14 protein-coding genes are annotated in these 17739 nt (G+C 67.4%); 8 read left to right on the top strand and 6 right to left on the bottom strand.

All coding sequences use genetic code 11. The features are described 5' to 3' along the window. Nucleotides 1-2 precede the first annotated feature (2 nt). Nucleotides 3-2312, bottom strand: coding sequence for a DNA translocase FtsK (locus tag ACN22W_RS04875; protein ID WP_412022299.1), 2310 nt, complete (start codon nt 2310-2312; stop codon nt 3-5). Nucleotides 2313-2706: 394 nt separating this feature from the next. On the opposite strand from ACN22W_RS04875, the gene trxB reads away from it, so the two are divergent. The 3 genes from trxB (at nt 2707) to ACN22W_RS04860 (ending at nt 5195) form a co-directional block, all read left to right on the top strand. Next, nucleotides 2707-3669 carry a thioredoxin-disulfide reductase gene (gene trxB / locus ACN22W_RS04870; RefSeq protein ID WP_193097829.1) on the top strand — a complete coding sequence of 321 codons (963 nt, stop codon included), beginning with the start codon at nt 2707-2709 and terminating at the stop codon, nt 3667-3669. Nucleotides 3670-3805: 136 nt separating this feature from the next. Then, nucleotides 3806-4585: a Smr/MutS family protein gene (locus ACN22W_RS04865; protein WP_419686545.1), complete on the top strand. Its 780-nt coding sequence runs from the start codon at nt 3806-3808 to the stop codon at nt 4583-4585. Further along, complete coding sequence (locus tag ACN22W_RS04860; RefSeq protein ID WP_048243127.1) at nt 4572-5195, top strand: trimeric intracellular cation channel family protein; 624 nt, start codon at nt 4572-4574, stop codon at nt 5193-5195. Before ACN22W_RS04865 ends, ACN22W_RS04860 begins: the two co-directional genes overlap by 14 nt. A 98-nt stretch (nt 5196-5293) precedes the next feature. Here the strand turns inward: ACN22W_RS04860 and ACN22W_RS04855 are convergent, their stop codons facing one another. The 4 genes from ACN22W_RS04855 to ACN22W_RS04840 all read right to left on the bottom strand — a co-directional run bounded on the left by ACN22W_RS04855 (nt 5294) and on the right by ACN22W_RS04840 (nt 9696). After that, on the bottom strand, nt 5294-6412 hold the full coding sequence (locus tag ACN22W_RS04855) for an ABC transporter ATP-binding protein (RefSeq protein ID WP_193097828.1): 1119 nt from the start codon (nt 6410-6412) through the stop codon (nt 5294-5296). A gap of 112 nt (nt 6413-6524) precedes the next feature. Then, nucleotides 6525-7382: a carbohydrate ABC transporter permease gene (locus ACN22W_RS04850; RefSeq protein WP_048243129.1), complete on the bottom strand. Its 858-nt coding sequence runs from the start codon at nt 7380-7382 to the stop codon at nt 6525-6527. Continuing rightward, nucleotides 7372-8310, bottom strand: a complete 939-nt coding sequence (locus ACN22W_RS04845) for a carbohydrate ABC transporter permease (protein WP_129513944.1) — start codon at nt 8308-8310, stop codon at nt 7372-7374. Before ACN22W_RS04845 ends, ACN22W_RS04850 begins: the two co-directional genes overlap by 11 nt. A 138-nt stretch (nt 8311-8448) precedes the next feature. After that, entirely contained in the window at nt 8449-9696 is a 1248-nt protein-coding gene (locus ACN22W_RS04840) for an ABC transporter substrate-binding protein (protein WP_193097827.1), read from the bottom strand. A gap of 430 nt (nt 9697-10126) precedes the next feature. Here ACN22W_RS04840 and zwf point away from each other — a divergent pair, with 430 nt between their 5' ends. The 3 genes from zwf (at nt 10127) to ACN22W_RS04825 (ending at nt 14271) form a co-directional block, all read left to right on the top strand. Further along, a complete protein-coding gene (gene zwf / locus ACN22W_RS04835; protein ID WP_048243132.1) occupies nt 10127-11596 on the top strand; it encodes a glucose-6-phosphate dehydrogenase in 1470 nt (489 codons plus the stop codon). A gap of 88 nt (nt 11597-11684) precedes the next feature. Beyond that, on the top strand, nt 11685-12365 hold the full coding sequence (gene pgl, locus ACN22W_RS04830; RefSeq protein WP_419686543.1) for a 6-phosphogluconolactonase: 681 nt from the start codon (nt 11685-11687) through the stop codon (nt 12363-12365). After that, nucleotides 12343-14271, top strand: a complete 1929-nt coding sequence (locus tag ACN22W_RS04825) for a bifunctional transcriptional regulator/glucokinase (protein WP_129513941.1) — start codon at nt 12343-12345, stop codon at nt 14269-14271. Before pgl ends, ACN22W_RS04825 begins: the two co-directional genes overlap by 23 nt. A gap of 99 nt (nt 14272-14370) precedes the next feature. Here ACN22W_RS04825 and ACN22W_RS04820 read toward each other — a convergent pair whose 3' ends face one another. After that, nucleotides 14371-15588, bottom strand: coding sequence for a Bcr/CflA family multidrug efflux MFS transporter (locus tag ACN22W_RS04820; RefSeq protein WP_193097824.1), 1218 nt, complete (start codon nt 15586-15588; stop codon nt 14371-14373). A gap of 223 nt (nt 15589-15811) precedes the next feature. On the opposite strand from ACN22W_RS04820, the gene ACN22W_RS04815 reads away from it, so the two are divergent. Next, nucleotides 15812-16264 (top strand): hypothetical protein, encoded by a 453-nt coding sequence (locus ACN22W_RS04815; protein WP_193097823.1) that lies wholly within the window; start codon nt 15812-15814, stop codon nt 16262-16264. Nucleotides 16265-16449: 185 nt separating this feature from the next. After that, complete coding sequence (gene hemL, locus ACN22W_RS04810; protein WP_175962611.1) at nt 16450-17733, top strand: glutamate-1-semialdehyde 2,1-aminomutase; 1284 nt, start codon at nt 16450-16452, stop codon at nt 17731-17733. The last annotated feature ends 6 nt before the right edge of the window (nt 17734-17739 follow it).

The raw sequence follows: 17739 nt of genomic DNA, 5'->3' as shown, positions 1-17739 counted from the left end.
ACTCATTCCGCGTCGCGCGCCGGCACAAGAATTTCGCGGTTGCCGCTCGACGACATCGCCGACACGAGCCCCGACTGTTCCATCTGCTCGAGCAGCCGCGCCGCGCGGTTATAGCCGATCCGCAGATGACGCTGCACGAGCGAGATCGACGCGCGGCGGTTCTTGATGACGATCTCGACCGCCTGGTCGTACAGCGGATCAGACTCGCCGCCGCCTTCGCCGGTTCCCGCGCCGGCCGAGCCCTCGTCGCCGTCGGCGGTGCCGCCTTCGAGCAGACCCTCGACGTAGTTCGGCTCGCCCTGCTCCTTGAGCTTGTCGACGACGCGGTGCACTTCGTCGTCGCCGACGAACGCGCCGTGCACGCGCACGGGCAGCCCGCTGCCCGGCGGCAGGTACAGCATGTCACCCATCCCGAGCAGCGATTCGGCGCCCATCTGGTCGAGAATCGTGCGCGAGTCGATCTTCGACGACACCTGGAACGCGATCCGCGTCGGCACGTTCGCCTTGATCAGGCCCGTGATCACGTCGACGGACGGACGCTGCGTCGCGAGAATCAGGTGGATGCCGGCCGCGCGCGCCTTCTGCGCGATCCGTGCGATCAGTTCCTCGACCTTCTTGCCGACGACCATCATCAGGTCGGCCAGCTCGTCGATCACGACGACGATGTTCGGCAGGCGACCCAGCGGCTCCGGATCGTCCGGCGTCAGGCTGAACGGATTCGGGATCTTCTCCTCGCGCTTCGCCGCGTCGTCGATCTTGTTGTTGTAGCCCGCGAGGTTGCGCACGCCGAGCTTGCTCATCAGCTTGTAGCGGCGCTCCATCTCGGCGACCGTCCAGTTCAGCGCATGGCCGGCCTGGCGCATGTCGGTGACGACCGGGCACAGCAGGTGCGGAATGCCTTCGTAGACGCTCATTTCGAGCATCTTCGGATCGATCAGGATCAGGCGCACCTGCTCGGCGGTCGCCTTGTACAGCAGCGACAGGATCATTGCGTTGATCCCGACCGACTTGCCCGAGCCGGTCGTGCCGGCGACGAGCAGGTGCGGCATCTTCGCGAGATCCGCGCACACGGGCTTGCCGCCGATGTCCTTGCCGAGGCTCAGCGTCAGCGCCGACGACGCGGCCGCGTACACCTCGGAACCGATGATCTCGGACAGGTGCACCGTCTGCCGGCGCTGGTTCGGCAACTCGAGCGCCATGTAGTTCTTGCCGGGGATCGTCTCGACGACGCGGATCGACACGAGCGACAGCGAGCGTGCGAGATCCTTCGCGAGGTTGACGATCTGGCTGCCCTTCACGCCGGTGGCCGGCTCGATCTCGTAGCGCGTGACGACCGGGCCCGGATACGCGGCGACGACGCTCGCCTCGACGCCGAAGTCCTTCAGCTTCTTCTCGATCAGGCGCGACGTGAATTCGAGCGTATCCGCGGAAATCGCCTCCTGCGTCTTCGGCGCGGGATCGAGCAGCGACACCGGCGGCAGCGTCGAATCGCCCGGCAGGTCGGTGAAGAGCGGCACCTGGCGCTCGCGCTCGACGCGCTCGGACTTCGCCGGCGTGACGACCGGCGGCACGATCGTCACGGGCTCGTGATCCTCGATGCGCACGCGCTCCTCTTCAACCTTGCCTTCGCGGCGCACGGCCGCGGCCTCGCCGAGCTTGCGGTCACGCTCGGCCTCGCGGCGCAGCTTCGCGACGTTGACGGCGGACAGGATCGCGCCGCCGACGCGCTCGGCAACCGACAGCCAGGAGAAGCGGAAATACAGCGACAGGCCGATCGCGAGCGCGATCAGCAGCAGCAGCGTGCCGCCCGTGAAGCCGAACGCGTGCGACATCGCGCCCGCGACGGCCTCGCCAACGACCCCGCCCGGCGCGCGCGGCAACTGCACCTTCAGCGACCACATGCGCAGCGCCTCGATGCCGTCGCACGCCAGCACGACGAGCACGAACGAGAAGATCTCGGTGAGCCAGCCGATCGGCCGCTCGGGTTCGTCGGGAATCGCCTCGTGGCGCGTGATGCGGCGGTAGTTGACCGCGATGCGCCGCCCGAGCGGCACGATCAGCCAATAGGCCGACAGGCCGAACAGCAGCAGGATGATGTCGGCCGTCCACGCACCGACGCGGCCGGCCCAGTTGGAGATGTGGTCCACCTGCGCGGCGTGCGTCCAGCTCGGATCGCGCCGGCTGTAGCTCAGCAGGGCCATCACCAGAAATGCGCCGAGCGCGACCTGGAGAATCCAGCGGATCTCCGTGAGGAGCTTCGACATCCGGTGCGGCAACGCCTGTGCCTGGGCGGAATAAGGAGCTTTTGCCATGAATCCGTATAAAGAGGACGGGCCGTGCGCCCGCCTGTCGTTCGATCCCGCTTATTGTAAACGCTGCACCGGGCCGTCAAGTGTAAATGACGGTTACATAACAGGGCCGGGAGGCCGAACCGGCCGCCGCGAGCGGTGAAATCGGGCCTGCCGTGCCGTTGCGGGGGCGTGCGGCAACGCGCCGCCGGGCGCCGCCGGCCTCCCTTCGCGCCGCGCCGGCGCGGCAGGCTCGCCGCGAAACGCTATCGCCGCGATTGAAACTCTCGTTCGGCAGTGCAGCAACGGGGCCTTTATAATGCGCGTCTGATACCCATCTATGACGGCATCCCGGTCAACCCGGGCCGTACGGCGAGCCCTACCCCGCCCGCCGCGGCCGTCTCTTACGGATTCGCACATGTCCACGCCCAAACACGCCAAAGTCCTGATTCTCGGTTCCGGCCCCGCCGGCTACACGGCCGCCGTCTACGCGGCTCGCGCCAACCTGTCCCCGGTGCTGATCACCGGCATCGCGCAGGGCGGCCAGCTGATGACCACGACCGACGTCGAAAACTGGCCGGCAGACGCGCAAGGCGTGCAGGGTCCGGAGCTGATGGCGCGCTTCCTCGAGCACGCCGAGCGCTTCAACACCGAAATCGTCTTCGACCACATCCACACCGCGAAACTGCACGAGCAGCCGATCCGCCTGATCGGCGACTCGGGCGAATACACGTGCGACTCGCTGATCATCGCGACCGGCGCATCCGCTCAGTATCTCGGCCTGCCGTCCGAGGAAGCGTTCATGGGCAAGGGTGTGTCGGCCTGCGCGACCTGCGACGGCTTCTTCTATCGCGGCCAGGAAGTCGCGGTGATCGGCGGCGGCAACACGGCCGTCGAGGAAGCGCTCTACCTGACGGGCATCGCGAAGAAGGTCACGGTGATCCATCGCCGCGACAAGTTCCGCGCGGAGCCGATCCTGATCGACCGCCTGCTGGAGAAGGAAAAGGAAGGCGCCGTCGTGATCAAGTGGGATCACGTGCTCGACGAAGTGACGGGCGCGGATTCGGGCGTCACCGGCCTGCGCATCAAAAACGTGAAGACCGGCGCGACGGAAGACCTCAACGTGCAGGGCGTGTTCGTCGCGATCGGCCACAAGCCGAACACCGACCTGTTCCAGGGCCAGCTCGAGATGAAGGACGGCTACATCCTGACGAAGAGCGGCCTGCACGGCAATGCGACGTCGACGAGCGTCGCGGGCGTGTTCGCCGCGGGCGACGTGCAGGACAACGTGTATCGTCAGGCGATCACGAGCGCGGGCACGGGCTGCATGGCCGCGCTCGACGCGCAGCGCTACCTCGAAAGCCTGCACGACAAGAAGTAAGCCGCGAGCCCTGCCGCGCCGGACGCTACAATGGCGTCCGCTGCCGCGAAGCGGGCTTGACCGGAAAGCCGCTGCCGTCGCGCAGCGGCTTTTTTTTGCCCGCGCGCCCGAGCGCGCCTGTCCAGCGTACCGAATCATGGCGAAGAACCAGCCTCACCCGAGCGATCCCGCGAAGCGGAAGATCGCTGCCCGTCCCGCGAACCCCGCGCCGGCCGCCCCGCCGCCCGCGCCCGATCCGGCCGCGTTGCGCGGCCAGGGCCTCGCCGGCCTCGGCGCGCTGCGCGCGAACCTGAAAGGCGAAGCCGAGCGCCGCGAACGCACGCGCGTCGAAACCGCGAAGGCCGAGCGCAAGGCCGAGGCCGACGCGAACCTGTTCCGCAACGAAATCGGCGCGATCCAGCCGCTGAACGCGCCGCCGCGCGCGGCGGCGGGCCGGATGCCGCCCGACCCGGTGCCGAAGCAGACGCAGCGCGACGAGGAAGACGTGCTGAACGCGACGCTGTCCGACGAATTCGACCCCGAGACGCTGCTCGACAGCGACGACTCGCTGTATTACCACCGCCCCGGCATCAGCCGCGACGTGGTGCGCCGGCTGCGCAGCGGCGCGTGGATCGTGCAGGCGCAGCTCGACCTGCACGGGATGCGTCGCGACGAGGCGCGCGACGCGCTCGCCGAATTCATCCGCGACGCCGGCAAGAAGGGGCTGCGCTGCCTGCGCGTGATCCACGGCAAGGGGCTCGGCTCGATCGGCAAGGAGCCCGTGCTGAAGGGCAAGGTGCGCGCGTGGCTCGCGCAGAAGGAAGAAGTGATCGCGTTCTGCGAGGCGCGCGGCAACGACGGCGGCGCGGGCGCGGTGCTCGTGCTGCTGCAGCCGCTCGCGGGCCCCGCCGACCGGGGGCCGCGTGCCGCATCCTAGGCTGACGCTCGCGATCGCGATACTGGAGGCGATCGCCACGCTGGCGTTCGCGATTTCGGGCTTCATCGAGGCGCGCAAGAACCGCCTCGACTCGGTCGGCACGTTCGTCGTCGCACTCGCCACCGCGTTCGGCGGCGGCACGCTGCGCGACATCCTGCTCGAGCGCCGGCCGTTCTACTGGGTCGTGCACGACGACTACGTGATCGTGATCTTCGTGCTCGCGCTGTTCGCGCCGTTCGTGCTGCGGATGCTGTCGCGACTGTCGGCCGAGCGCTTGCTGCTGGTGGCCGACGCGATCGGGCTCGGCATCTTCAGCATCTCGGGCACGGCGATCGCGCTCGACGCCGAAATGCCGCGCTTCATCGCGGTGATGATGGGCGTGATCACCGGCGTGGTCGGCGGGATCGTCCGCGACGTGCTGTGCAACGACATCCCGCTGATCCTGCGCGATTCGCGGCCGTACGCGACCTGCGCATTCGTCGGCTGCTGGTTCTACCTGCTGCTCGTGTGGCTGCAGTTCGACTCGGTGTACAGCGTGCTGCTCGCGACCGGCTTCATCCTCGCCGCGCGGCTGGCGACGTTCAAGTTCGACGTGCGGCTACCGCACTGACTGCCGCGGCATCGACAGCGGCCGCACTCACCACCGCGCCAAAACAAAAGGGGCCGTTCGAGACGGCCCCTTCTCCTTCATTCAGCGCGAACGCCGCATCACGCGATCCGCTCTTCCGACGCCGGATCGAACAGCACGGCCTTCGACACGTCGAACAGCAGCGACTGCGTCTGCCCCGGCTGCGGGTTCGCGGCCGGATGCACGCGGCTCACGATCCGCTTGCCGTTCACCTGCGCGAACACGTGCGTGTCCGGCCCGGTCGGCTCGGTCACGTCGACGCGCACGTCGATCGGCTGCAGCTTCGACGCCTCGCCGTGGTGCGCGTTGCGCGCATCGGTGATGCGCTCCGGGCGCAGGCCGAGGATCACCTCGCGGCCGACGTGGCCGTTCATCCGCTTTGCGTCGAACGGCAGCGTCAGCGCGCCGCGCGCGAGGCCCGTGTCGATCTCGAGCGCGATCCCGCTGCCCTGCTCGACCAGCTTGCCGTTGATGAAGTTCATCGGCGGCGCGCCGATGAAACCCGCGACGAACAGGTTCGACGGCGAATCGTAGATCTCCTGCGGCGCGCCGAACTGCTGGACGACGCCGTCCTTCATCACCGCGATCCGGTCGCCGAGCGTCATTGCCTCGATCTGGTCGTGCGTCACGTAGACGATCGTCGTGCCGAGGCGCTGGTGCAGCAGCTTGATTTCCGCGCGCATCTCGATACGCAGCTTCGCGTCGAGGTTCGACAGCGGCTCGTCGAACAGGAACAGCGACGGATCGCGTGCGAGCGCGCGGCCCATCGCGACGCGCTGGCGCTGGCCGCCCGACAGCTGGCCCGGCTTGCGGTCGAGCAGGTGCTGGATCTGCAGCATCTGCGACACGCGGTCGACGATCTGCTGCTGCTCGTGCTTCGGCACCTTGCGGATGTTCAGCCCGAACGAGATGTTCTCGCGCACCGTCATCGACGGATACAGCGCGTACGACTGGAACACCATCGCGATGTCGCGATCCTTCGGCGACAAGTCGTTGACGACCTTGCCGTCGATGCAGATCTCGCCGCTCGTGACCGTCTCGAGCCCGGCGATCATGTTGAGCAGCGTCGATTTCCCGCAGCCCGAACCGCCGACCAGGATCAGGAACTGTCCGTCCTCGATCTCGATGTCGACACCCTTCAGGACCGGCACCCCGTTCGGGTAGGTCTTGTACACGTCACGGATGGAAAGGCTTGCCATGCTGTGAATCCTCTGTCTCGTCTCGCGCGGCGCACTACGGCGCCGCGTCGGGTTCGTTTCGATGCGCCGCGCGACGTGCGCGGCCGGTTCGTCGTCTCGGATGAAACCGCGCTTACCCCTTCACCGCGCCCGCCGTCAGCCCGCGCACGAAGTAGCGGCCGGCGACGATGTAGACGAGCAGCGTCGGCAGCGCGGCGATGATCGCGCCGGCCATGTCGACGTTGTATTCCTTCACGCCCGTCGACGTGTTGACGAGGTTGTTCAGCGCAACCGTGATCGGCATCGAATCGACGCCGGAAAACACGATCCCGAACAGGAAGTCGTTCCAGATCTGCGTGAATTGCCAGATCAGGCACACCATGAAGATCGGCAGCGACACGGGCAGCAGGATCTTCGTGAAGATCGTGAAGAAGCCCGCACCGTCGATGCGCGCGGCCTTCACGAGTTCGGACGGCACGCTCACGTAGAAGTTGCGGAAGAACATCGTCGTGAACGCGATCCCGTACACGACGTGCACGAACACGAGGCCGGGAATCGTGTTGGCGAGGCCGAGCATCCCCTGCAGGCGCGCCATCGGCAGCAGGATCACCTGGAACGGGATGAAGCAGCCGACCAGCATCATCGTGAACAGCGCGTCCGCGCCGCGAAAGCGCCAGTGCGTGAGCACGTAGCCGTTGAACGCGCCGATCAGCGACGAGATCAGCACGGCCGGGATCACCATCTGCAGCGAGTTCAGGAAGAACGGCTTCATCCCGTCGCAGCGCACGCCGGTACACGCGCCGCTCCATGCCTTCACCCACGGATCGATGGTCCAGCTGGTAGGCGGCGTCAGCAGGTTGCCGGTGCGCAGCTGGTCGAGATCCTTGAACGACGTCGACAGCATCACGTAGATCGGGAACAGGAAATACAGCGCGAACAGGATCAGCGCCGCATAGATCACTGCCCGGCTGATCGTCATCTTAGGCTGCATTGCGGGTGCTCCTCGATTCCATATACATCAGCGGCACCAGCACCGCGACCACGGTCGCGAGCATCATCACCGACGACGCCGCGCCGAGCCCGAGCTGGCCGCGGTTGAACGAAAACGTATACATGAACATCGCCGGCAGCGACGACGACGTACCCGGACCACCCGCCGTCAGCGCGACGACGAGGTCGAAGGTCTTGATCGTGATGTGACACAGGATCAGCAGCACCGAGAAGAACACCGGGCGCATGCTCGGGATCACGATCTTGCGGTAGATGGTCGGCAGCGTCGCACCGTCGACCTGCGCAGCCTTGAAGATCTCGGCATCGACGCCGCGCAGCCCCGCAAGGAACAGCGCCATCACGAAGCCGGTCGACTGCCAGACGGCCGCGATCACCACGCAGAAGATCGCCTTGTCCGGATCGCCGAGCCAGTCGAACGAGAAACTCGTCCAGCCCCAGTCGTGCATCACCTTCTCGAGGCCGAGGCCCGGGTTCAGGATCCACTGCCACGCGGTGCCGGTGACGATGAACGACAGCGCCATCGGGTACAGGAAGATCGCGCGCAGCGCGCCTTCGTTGCGGATCCGCTGGTCGAGCAGGATCGCGAGGAACAGCCCGAGCGCGACGCAGACCGCGATGAACGGAATCCCGAACCAGCCGAGGTTCGCGGCGGAGGTCCACCACACGTCGTTCTGGAACAGGTCCGAGTAACGGCCGAAGCCGTCGAATTCGTAGTTCGGCAACAGCCGCGAGTTGGTCAGCGACAGATAGCCGGTAATCAGGATGAAGCCGTAGATGAACACCACGGCAATCGCGACGCTCGGCGCAAGCACGAGCTTCGGAATCCAGCGATCGGCGAAGGCCGACATCGGCGATGTACGCCGCGCGGCGGGAGCGCCGGATCCGTTTCCGCTAAGAGGGGCAGCCACTTGATTCGACTCCTGGAACGAGGGCGGCGCAGGCCGGGCCGGCGCCGGTTACGGCACGGGCTCGCGGGCGAGCCCGTTTGCTGCACATGCAAAAACGCCCGGCCGATGAAGCGCTTCCGGCCGGGCGCCTGTCGCGCGTTACTTGACCTTCGCGGCCTTCGCGAGCGCGGCGACCGCGCTCTTCGAATCCTGCTGCGAGTTCATGAACTTCGTCACGACGTCCGTGATCGCGCCGGCGGTCGCGTCGCTCTGCGCCATCCCGTGCGCGAGCGACGGCACGAAACCGCCCGACTTGATCGCGGTCTGCTCGTCGGCATACGACTTCTTCGCGCAGTCATCGAACTTGTCCATCTTCACGCCGAGGCGCACCGGCACCGAACCCTTCAGCAGGCTGAACTGCTCCTGGAAGTCCGGCGTCATGATGGTCTTCGCGAGCGCGAGCTGGCCCGCCGTCGCGGCCTTCTCGCCCTTCTGCTGGAAGAACACGAACGAATCGACGTTGAACGTGTACGAATTCGCGGTGCCCGGCACCGCCGCGCAGATGTAGTCCTTGCCCGCCTTCTTGCCCGCGTTCTCGAACTCGCCCTTCGCCCAGTCGCCCATGAACTGCATGCCGGCCTTGCCGTTGATCACCATCGCGGTCGCGAGGTTCCAGTCGCGGCCGTTGCGGCCGGTATCGAAGTAGCCCTGGATCTTGCGCACCGTATCGAACACGGACAGCATCTGCGGCGACGTCAGCGTCGCCTGGTCGAGGTCGACCAGCGCCTTCTTGTAGAACGCCGGACCTTGCGACAGCACGACGTCTTCCCACAGCGTCAGGTCCTGCCACGGCTGGCCGCCCATCGCGACCGGCTGGATGCCCGCGGCCTTCAGCTTGTCGGCCACCGCGAAGAATTCAGGCCAGGTGGTCGGCACCTTCGCGCCGATCTTGTCGAGCGCGGCCTTGTTGATGTACAGCCAGTTCACGCGGTGCACCGAGAACGGCGCGGCAACGGTGTGGCCCTTGTACTTGATGATCTTGTCGATTTCCGGCGGCAGGTTCTGCTTCCAGTCGCCGGCGGCGGAATCGATGTTGACGAGCACGCCCTGGTCGGCCCAGTCCTGGATCAGCGGGCCCTTGATCTGCGCGGCCGACGGTGCGTCGCCGCTGATCACCTTGGTCTTCAGCGCCGTCATCGCCGCGGCACCCGCGCCGCCCGCGACCGCGAAGTCCTTCCACACGTAGCCCTGCTTCTGCAGGTCGTCCTTCAGCACGCCGACGGCCTTCGACTCGCCGCCCGAGGTCCACCAGTGCAGCACCGTTACATTCTCGGCTGCCTGCGCCGCCACGGCGCCAGCCATCAGACCTGCCGCGCAGAGCGCACCCATGATCGAGCGAACTTTCATTACTTATCTCCTCCAGACTGAATCAACTCGTGAGGTTCCCTGACCGGGAACCGGCTTCTTGATAACGACGGGGAAATCGAGCCGCGGGACGCATGCAGCGTACGGGGCCGATGACCGGCCGGGCTCTTACAGAAAGCGTGAATCGAGATTCAACGGCGTGTCTCCTCTTTGTGTTTCTGGCCCGCCGCGATGCTGCGACGCGAGCCCGGGGCCGACGGTGCGCGAACGATGCGCGCCATCAATGTCCGATAACATTCGGCACAAGGCGCTCCCGAAGACGAAGCTCGCGCAGTTCATCGACCGCACTTCTTTTTTTCTTCGCCCAGGTGCTACCCCTTGCGGCGGATTGTAGTTAAACTACAATTCAGTGTCAAAAATATTTTTATCGCACTACGGATCGCTTCCCAGCCCCCCAACCCGGCGGAGACACATGCATACCGATTCCAGCTTTACCTTCGTACTTTTCGGCGGCACCGGCGATCTGTCGATGCGCAAGATCCTGCCTGCGCTGTTCGAAGCGCATCGCGCGAACATGCTGGCGGAGAGCGGCCGGATCGTCGCAGTGGCGCGGCACGAATCGGATCGGGCGGGTTATCTCGAGTGGGTCGATACGCATGTGAAGCCGCATGCGGCCAAGGCGGCCGGCAACACGCTCGACGAAGCCGCGTGGAAATCCTTCCTCGATCGCATCGAGTACGTGAAGCTCGATCTCGGCCGCGCGGAAGACTACGTCGTGCTGCGCGACGCGATCGCGTCGCTGCCCGGCATTCGTGTGTTTTATCTGGCGACGGGCCCGTCGCTGTTCGTGCCGATCTGCAACGCGCTCGCGTCGGTCGGGCTGAACGAAGGCTCGCGCATCGTGCTCGAGAAGCCGCTCGGCTACGACCTGCGCTCGTCGAATGCGATCAACGACGCGGTCGGCGAGATCTTCGCGGAAGACCAGATCTACCGGATCGACCACTACCTCGGCAAGGAGCCGGTGCAGAACCTGCTCGCGCTGCGTTTCGGCAACGCGCTGTTCGAGCCGCTGTGGCGCCGCGAATGGGTCGAGAGCATCCAGATCACGATCGCCGAGGAACTCGGCGTCGAGGCGCGCGGCGATTTCTACGACAATACGGGCGCGCTGCGCGACATGGTGCAGAACCACCTGCTGCAGCTGCTGTCGATCGTCGCGATGGAACCGCCGCACTCGATGGATTCCGACTCGGTACGTGACGAGAAGCTGCGCGTGCTGCGCGCGCTGAAGCCGATCGATCCGCGCGATATCGGCAAGGTCGCCGTGCGCGGCCAGTATCATGCGGGCGTGATCAAGGGCGCGCAGGTGCCGGCCTACGCGACCGAACCGGGCGTGAAGCCCGACAGCGCGACCGAAACCTTCGTCGCGCTGAAGGTCGAGATCGAGAACTGGCGCTGGGCCGGCGTGCCGTTTTTCCTGCGCACCGGCAAGCGTCTCGCCGACCGCGTCGCGGAAATCGTCGTCAACTTCCGCCCGGTGCCGCACTCGGCGCTCGGACCGACCGCGCTGCGCGCCGGTTCGAACCGCCTCGTGATCCGGCTGCAGCCGAACGAGACGATCCGCCTGTACTGCCTCGCGAAGCAGCCCGGCGAAGGGATGAACCTCGCGAGCGTGCACCTCGACCTCGCGTTCGACCAGTTCTTCAAGGAAGGACAGATGGAGGCGTACCAGCGCCTGCTGCTCGACGTGATCAACGGCCGTCTCGCGCTGTTCGTGCGTCGCGACGAACAGGAAGCCGCATGGCGCTGGGTCGAGCCTATCCTGAACGAATGGGCGCGCTCGCTGAAGCCACCGAAGCCGTACGCGGCGGGCACGTGGGGGCCGGCCGCGGCGAGTGCGATGCTCGCGCAGCACGACACCTGCTGGCTCGAGGAAGAAAACTGATGCAGACCGTTGCCGTGTGCGCGACCGCGTCCGGCAACGTGCCCCACGATTCATACGATTTAAATAGACAAAGCAGTCCGGAGGAGATGTGATCGAGATCCACGCTTTCGACACCCAGGAAGCGCAAAGCGAAGCGCTCGCGCGCGCCGTCGGCGACGCGCTGCGCGCGGCGCTCGCCGGCCCCGCGCGGTCGACGCTCGCGGTGTCCGGCGGCACGAGCCCGCGCCCGTTCCTGCAAACGCTGTCGCATGCGACGCTCGACTGGGCCGGCGTCGACGTCACGCTGGTCGACGACCGCTGGGTGCCGGAAGGCGACGCGGCGAGCAACGCGCACCTCGTGCGCGACACGCTGCTGCAGCACGCGGCGGCCCCCGCCCGCTTCCTGCCGCTCGTCGACACGCGCGCGTCGCTCGACGCGCACGTCGCCGCGCTGAACGCGAACGCCGACTACCGCGTGCCGAACGTCGCGGTGCTGGGCATGGGCGAGGACGGCCACACCGCGTCGATCTTCGCCGACGCGCCCGAATGGGACCACGCGATCGCGACGCCCGAGCGTTTCGTCGCCGTGCATCCCGGCGCTGCGCCGCATGCGCGCGTCAGCTTTTCGCTCGATGCGCTCAAGCGCGTCGACCGGCTGTTCCTGCTGATCGCGGGCCCCGCCAAGCGCGACGTGCTCGACGCCGCGGCCGCGTCGCTGCAGAAGAACGCGATTTCCCAACTGGCCAACGACAAGGGGACCCAGCTCGATGTCTACTGGTGCGCAAAGTAAGGCGGTCGTCGCGAGTCAGCATGCCGACGGCCCGCGCCTGCTCGCGGATGTCGGCGGCACCAACGCGCGCTTCGCGCTGGAAACCGGCCCGGGCGAGATCACGCAGATCCGCGTGTATCCCGGCGCCGATTACCCGACGATCACCGACGCGATCCGCAAGTACCTGAAGGACGTGAAGATCAGCCGCGTGAATCACGCGGCGATCGCGATCGCCAATCCGGTCGACGGCGACCAGGTCACGATGACCAACCACGACTGGAGCTTCTCGATCGAGGCGACGCGCCGTGCGCTCGGCTTCGACACGCTGCTCGTCGTCAACGATTTCACCGCGCTCGCGATGGCGTTGCCGGGCCTGACCGATGCGCAGCGCGTGCAGGTCGGCGGCGGCGCGCGGCGCCAGAACAGCGTGATCGGGCTGCTCGGGCCCGGCACCGGGCTCGGCGTGTCGGGGCTGATTCCGGCCGACGACCGCTGGATCGCGCTCGGCAGCGAAGGCGGCCACGCGTCGTTCGCGCCGCAGGACGAGCGTGAGGATCTGGTGCTGCAGTACGCGCGCAAGAAGTTTCCGCACGTGTCGTTCGAGCGTGTGTGCGCGGGCCCCGGCATGGAGATCATCTATCGCGCGCTCGCCGCGCGCGACAAGAAACGCGTCGCCGCGACCATCGACACGGTGGAGATCGTCGAACGCGCGCATGCGGGCGACGCGCTCGCGCTCGAGACGGTCGAATGCTTCTGCGGGATTCTCGGCGCGTTCGCCGGCAGCGTCGCGCTGACGCTCGGCGCGCTCGGCGGCGTCTACATCGGCGGCGGCGTTGCGCTGAAGCTCGGCGAACTGTTCACGCGCTCGTCGTTCCGCGCGCGCTTCGAGGCGAAGGGCCGCTTCACGCACTATCTCGAGAACATCCCGACCTACCTGATCACCGCCGAATACCCGGCGTTCCTCGGCGTGTCGGCGATTCTCGCGGAGCAGCTGTCGAACCGCTCGGGCGGCGCATCGTCGGCCGTGTTCGAACGGATCCGCCAGATGCGCGACGCGCTGACGCCGGCCGAGCGCCGCGTCGCCGATCTCGCGCTGAACCACCCGCGCTCGATCATCAACGACCCGATCGTCGACATCGCGCGCAAGGCCGACGTGAGCCAGCCGACGGTGATCCGCTTCTGCCGCTCGCTCGGCTGCCAGGGGCTGTCGGACTTCAAGCTGAAGCTCGCCACCGGCCTCACCGGCACGATCCCGATGAGCCACAGCCAGGTGCATCTCGGCGACACGGCCACCGACTTCGGCGCGAAGGTGCTCGACAACACGGTGTCGGCGATCCTGCAGCTGCGCGAACACCTGAATTTCGAACACGTCGAGAACGCGATCGAGATCCTGAACGGCGCGCGGCGTATCGAGTTCTACGGGCTCGGCAATTCGAACATCGTCGCGCAGGACGCGCACTACAAGTTCTTCCGCTTCGGGATTCCGACGATCGCGTACGGCGACCTGTACATGCAGGCCGCGTCGGCCGCGCTGCTCGGCAAGGGCGACGTGATCGTCGCGGTGTCGAAGTCGGGACGCGCACCCGAGTTGCTGCGCGTGCTCGATGTCGCGATGCAGGCCGGCGCGAAGGTGATCGCGATCACGTCGAGCAACACGCCGCTCGCGAAGCGTGCGACCGTCGCGCTCGAGACCGACCACATCGAGATGCGCGAGTCGCAACTGTCGATGATCTCGCGGATCCTGCATCTGCTGATGATCGACATCCTCGCGGTCGGCGTCGCGATCCGCCGCGCGTCGACGAACGGCGAGCTGCCCGAGGCCGTCGCGCAGGCGAAGGCGCGCGCGAACGACGACGAAACGGCCGACGTGCTCGACTGGCTGAGCCACGGCGCGTCGCCGGCGGCGAAGGACGTCGCGCGGGACTGATGCACGGTGCGGCGTCGGCCGCTTCCTGCACGCCAAACAAAAACGCCACCGGCGCATCGCGCGCGGTGGCGTTTTTCTTTGTGCCTTCCGGCTGCCGGTTCAGGCGCCCGCTTTCACCGGCCGCCCGTGCCAGCGCAGCACGAGGTAGCGGCCGGCGAAACACAGCACGCCCGACACGCCGATCGTCACGCCCATCGCGAACGGCGTGCCGTCCGCGAGTGCGCCGATCGCGACGCTCGCGAGCGCGCCGAGCGCGAGCTGCATCGCGCCGAACACGGCCGCCGACGCGCCCGCGTTGTGCGGATAACGATGCATGAGGTCGGTCGTGCAGTTCGCGGACAGGATCCCGACCACGCCGACGACGAAGAACAGGCACACGACGATCGACCACAGCCCGCCCCACCCCGTCAGCGCAACGAGCGCGACCGCGAGCGACGCGATGCAGCTCACGAGCGACGCGGCCGCGATGATGCGCAGCGAGCCGATGCGGCCGACGAGCCGCGTGTTCGCAAAGTTGCCGATCATGATCCCGACGACGTTCAGGCCGAACAGCAGCCCGTAGTGTTGCGGCGACACGTGGAAATACTCGATGTACACGAACGGCGTCGCGGTGATGTACGAGAACATCGACGCGAACGCCATCCCGCCGCACAGCATGTGCCCCCACGCGACGGGATCGGACAGGATGCGCCCGTACGATGCGAACGACGCGAGCACGGCCGTGCTCTTGCGCCGCTCCTTCGGCCAGGTTTCGGGCACGCGCAGGTATGCGGTCGCCGCGCACACGGCGCCGAACACCGCCAGCACGACGAACACGCCGCGCCAGCCCGAGAAGCGCAGGATCTGGCCGCCGATGAGCGGCGCGAGCAGCGGCCCGACCGCGGTGACGATCGCGACCATCGACAGCACCTTCGCCGCGTCGCTCGGCTCGTGCGCGTCGCGCGCGATCGCACGGGCAAGCACCGACGCGGCGCCGGCACCGAGCGCCTGCAGGAAGCGCACGAGGATCAGCATGTCGATCGAGCCCGACACGAAGCAGCCGATGCTCGCGAGCGTGAACAACGCGATGCCGCCGAGCAGCACCGGACGGCGGCCCCACGTATCGGACAGCGGACCGTACAGCAGCATGCCGACCGAGAAGCCGGCCATGAAGCTCGTCAGCGTGCGCTGCGCGGCGCCGGGGCTGACGGAGAAGCCGTCGGCAATCGACGGCAGGCTCGGCAGGTACATGTCGGTGGCAATCGGCCCGCAGGCGGCGAGCGCGCCGAGCAACAGGATCAGCCGGGCGTCGGGCCGGCGCCGGACGACGTGAGACATGGGTATCCGGAATGGAGCCCGCGCGCATCGGGGCGCACGTGGCGGTGAAGACGGGAGGCCGCGCCGTGGATGACGCGCTCAGGCCCATGATTGTACGCGCAACTTTTTCACGGCCGCCGGCCGTGTGCGGCGGCGGGCCCGGAAGCACCGGCGCGCGAGATCGCACGCGGATTCGATTAAGCTTGCGGCTCTCGTCTGACCAATCCGACGCACGACCGAACCGATGACCGCTTTCCTGCTGATCTGGAGCCCCAAGAAATGGCCGTGGCCCGAGCTGCCCGACGTCGCCGCGCGCGTGAAGGCCGGCGAGGCCGTGCATGACGTGTGGGGCTGCGGCTTCGCGCGCGGCATCCTGCCGGGCGACCGCGTGTTCCTGCACCGCGTCGCGAAGGAGCCCAAGGGCGTGTTCGGCTCCGGCTACGTGACGCGCGCGCCTTACGAGGTGCCCGATGCGACGACGAAGCGCGGCTACCGGCTGTGCATCGACTTCGTGTACGACTGGCTGGTCGACGCGCACCAGGACGTCGTGATAGCGCGCGACGCGCTGCGCATCCATCCGTACTCGGTACAGACCTGGGATGCGCAATCATCCGGCACGTCGATCAAGCCGATGGTCGAGGGCCCGCTCGAGAAACGCTGGGCCGAACTGACCGGCAAGCGCAAGCCACCGCGATAACCGGGTCGGTAGCCGGGTCGAATCGCGCCCTCCTTTCCGGCCCGCGCAATCCCCCACGCGCCGAAAGGCCGCAGACCGGCCCGCGGGCCCGCCGAGCGCGTCTCCGGTACAATCAGACGATCGTTCCGCCCAGGCGCCGCGGCCCGTGCACAGGCCCCCGCGCCCTTCTCTCGCAGGTTTCGCCCATGTCCAACAATCAGATCCTCTTCGAACGCGCCCAGAAGACCATTCCCGGCGGCGTCAACTCGCCGGTGCGCGCATTCCGTTCGGTCGGCGGCACGCCGCGTTTCGTCGCGCGCGCGCAAGGCCCGTATTTCTGGGATGCCGACGGCAAGCAGTACATCGACTACATCGGCTCCTGGGGCCCGATGATCGTCGGCCACGTCCATCCGGAAGTGCTGTCGGCCGTGCAGAACGTGCTCGCCGACGGCTTCTCGTTCGGCGCGCCGACCGAAGCCGAGATCGAGATCGCCGAGGAAATCTGCAAGCTGGTGCCGTCGATCGAACAGGTACGGATGGTGTCGAGCGGCACCGAGGCCACGATGAGCGCGCTGCGTCTCGCGCGCGGCTTCACGGGCCGCAGCCGCATCGTCAAGTTCGAGGGCTGCTACCACGGCCACGCGGACAGCCTGCTCGTGAAGGCCGGCTCGGGCCTGCTGACGTTCGGCAACCCGACGTCGGCCGGCGTGCCCGCCGACATCGCGAAACACACGACCGTCCTCGAATACAACAACGTCGCCGCGCTCGAAGAAGCATTCGGCGCGTTCGGCGACGAGATCGCCGCGGTGATCGTCGAGCCCGTCGCAGGCAACATGAACCTCGTGCGCGGCACGCCCGAATTCCTGAACGCGCTGCGCGCGCTGTGCACGAAGCACGGCGCCGTGCTGATCTTCGACGAGGTGATGTGCGGGTTCCGCGTCGCGCTCGGCGGCGCGCAGGCGTATTACGGGATCACGGCCGACCTCACCTGCCTCGGCAAGGTGATCGGCGGCGGGATGCCGGCCGCTGCGTTCGGCGGCCGCCGCGACATCATGGCCCACCTCGCGCCGCTCGGCGGCGTCTATCAGGCCGGCACGTTGTCGGGCAACCCGATCGCGGTCGCCGCGGGGCTGAAGACGCTGCAGCTGATCCAGGCGCCGGGCTTCTACGACGCGCTCACCGCGCAGACGAAGCGTCTCGCCGACGGCCTCGCCGCGGAAGCGCGCGCCGCCGGCGTGCCGTTCGCGGCCGACTCGATCGGCGCGATGTTCGGCCTCTACTTCGCCGAGCGTGTGCCGACCAGCTTCGCGGAAGTCACGAAGAGCGACACCGGGCGCTTCAACCGCTTCTTCCACCTGATGCTCGACGAGGGCGTGTACTTCGCGCCGTCGGCGTACGAAGCCGGCTTCGTGTCGAGCACGCACGACGACGCGGTGATCGACGCGACGCTCGCGGCCGCGCGCCGCGCGTTCGCGGCACTCGCCGCCTGACCCGGG

This window comes from Burkholderia theae (assembly GCF_048565265.1).
Lineage (GTDB): Bacteria > Pseudomonadota > Gammaproteobacteria > Burkholderiales > Burkholderiaceae > Burkholderia > Burkholderia theae.
The sequence above is the reverse complement of the archived record's forward strand: the minus strand, read 5'-3'. Positions and strand labels throughout refer to the sequence as shown.

Bases quoted from the DNA above. Each gene is read 5' to 3' on its own strand.
- ACN22W_RS04875 (WP_412022299.1), bottom strand. From the start codon at position 2,312: ATGGCAAAAGCTCCTTATTCCGCCCAGGCACAGGCGTTGCCGCACCGG.
- trxB (WP_193097829.1), top strand. From the start codon at position 2,707: ATGTCCACGCCCAAACACGCCAAAGTCCTGATTCTCGGTTCCGGCCCC.
- ACN22W_RS04865 (WP_419686545.1), top strand. From the start codon at position 3,806: ATGGCGAAGAACCAGCCTCACCCGAGCGATCCCGCGAAGCGGAAGATC.
- ACN22W_RS04855 (WP_193097828.1), bottom strand. From the start codon at position 6,412: ATGGCAAGCCTTTCCATCCGTGACGTGTACAAGACCTACCCGAACGGG.
- ACN22W_RS04850 (WP_048243129.1), bottom strand. From the start codon at position 7,382: ATGCAGCCTAAGATGACGATCAGCCGGGCAGTGATCTATGCGGCGCTG.
- ACN22W_RS04840 (WP_193097827.1), bottom strand. From the start codon at position 9,696: ATGAAAGTTCGCTCGATCATGGGTGCGCTCTGCGCGGCAGGTCTGATG.
- zwf (WP_048243132.1), top strand. From the start codon at position 10,127: ATGCATACCGATTCCAGCTTTACCTTCGTACTTTTCGGCGGCACCGGC.
- ACN22W_RS04825 (WP_129513941.1), top strand. From the start codon at position 12,343: ATGTCTACTGGTGCGCAAAGTAAGGCGGTCGTCGCGAGTCAGCATGCC.
- ACN22W_RS04820 (WP_193097824.1), bottom strand. From the start codon at position 15,588: ATGTCTCACGTCGTCCGGCGCCGGCCCGACGCCCGGCTGATCCTGTTG.
- ACN22W_RS04815 (WP_193097823.1), top strand. From the start codon at position 15,812: ATGACCGCTTTCCTGCTGATCTGGAGCCCCAAGAAATGGCCGTGGCCC.
- hemL (WP_175962611.1), top strand. From the start codon at position 16,450: ATGTCCAACAATCAGATCCTCTTCGAACGCGCCCAGAAGACCATTCCC.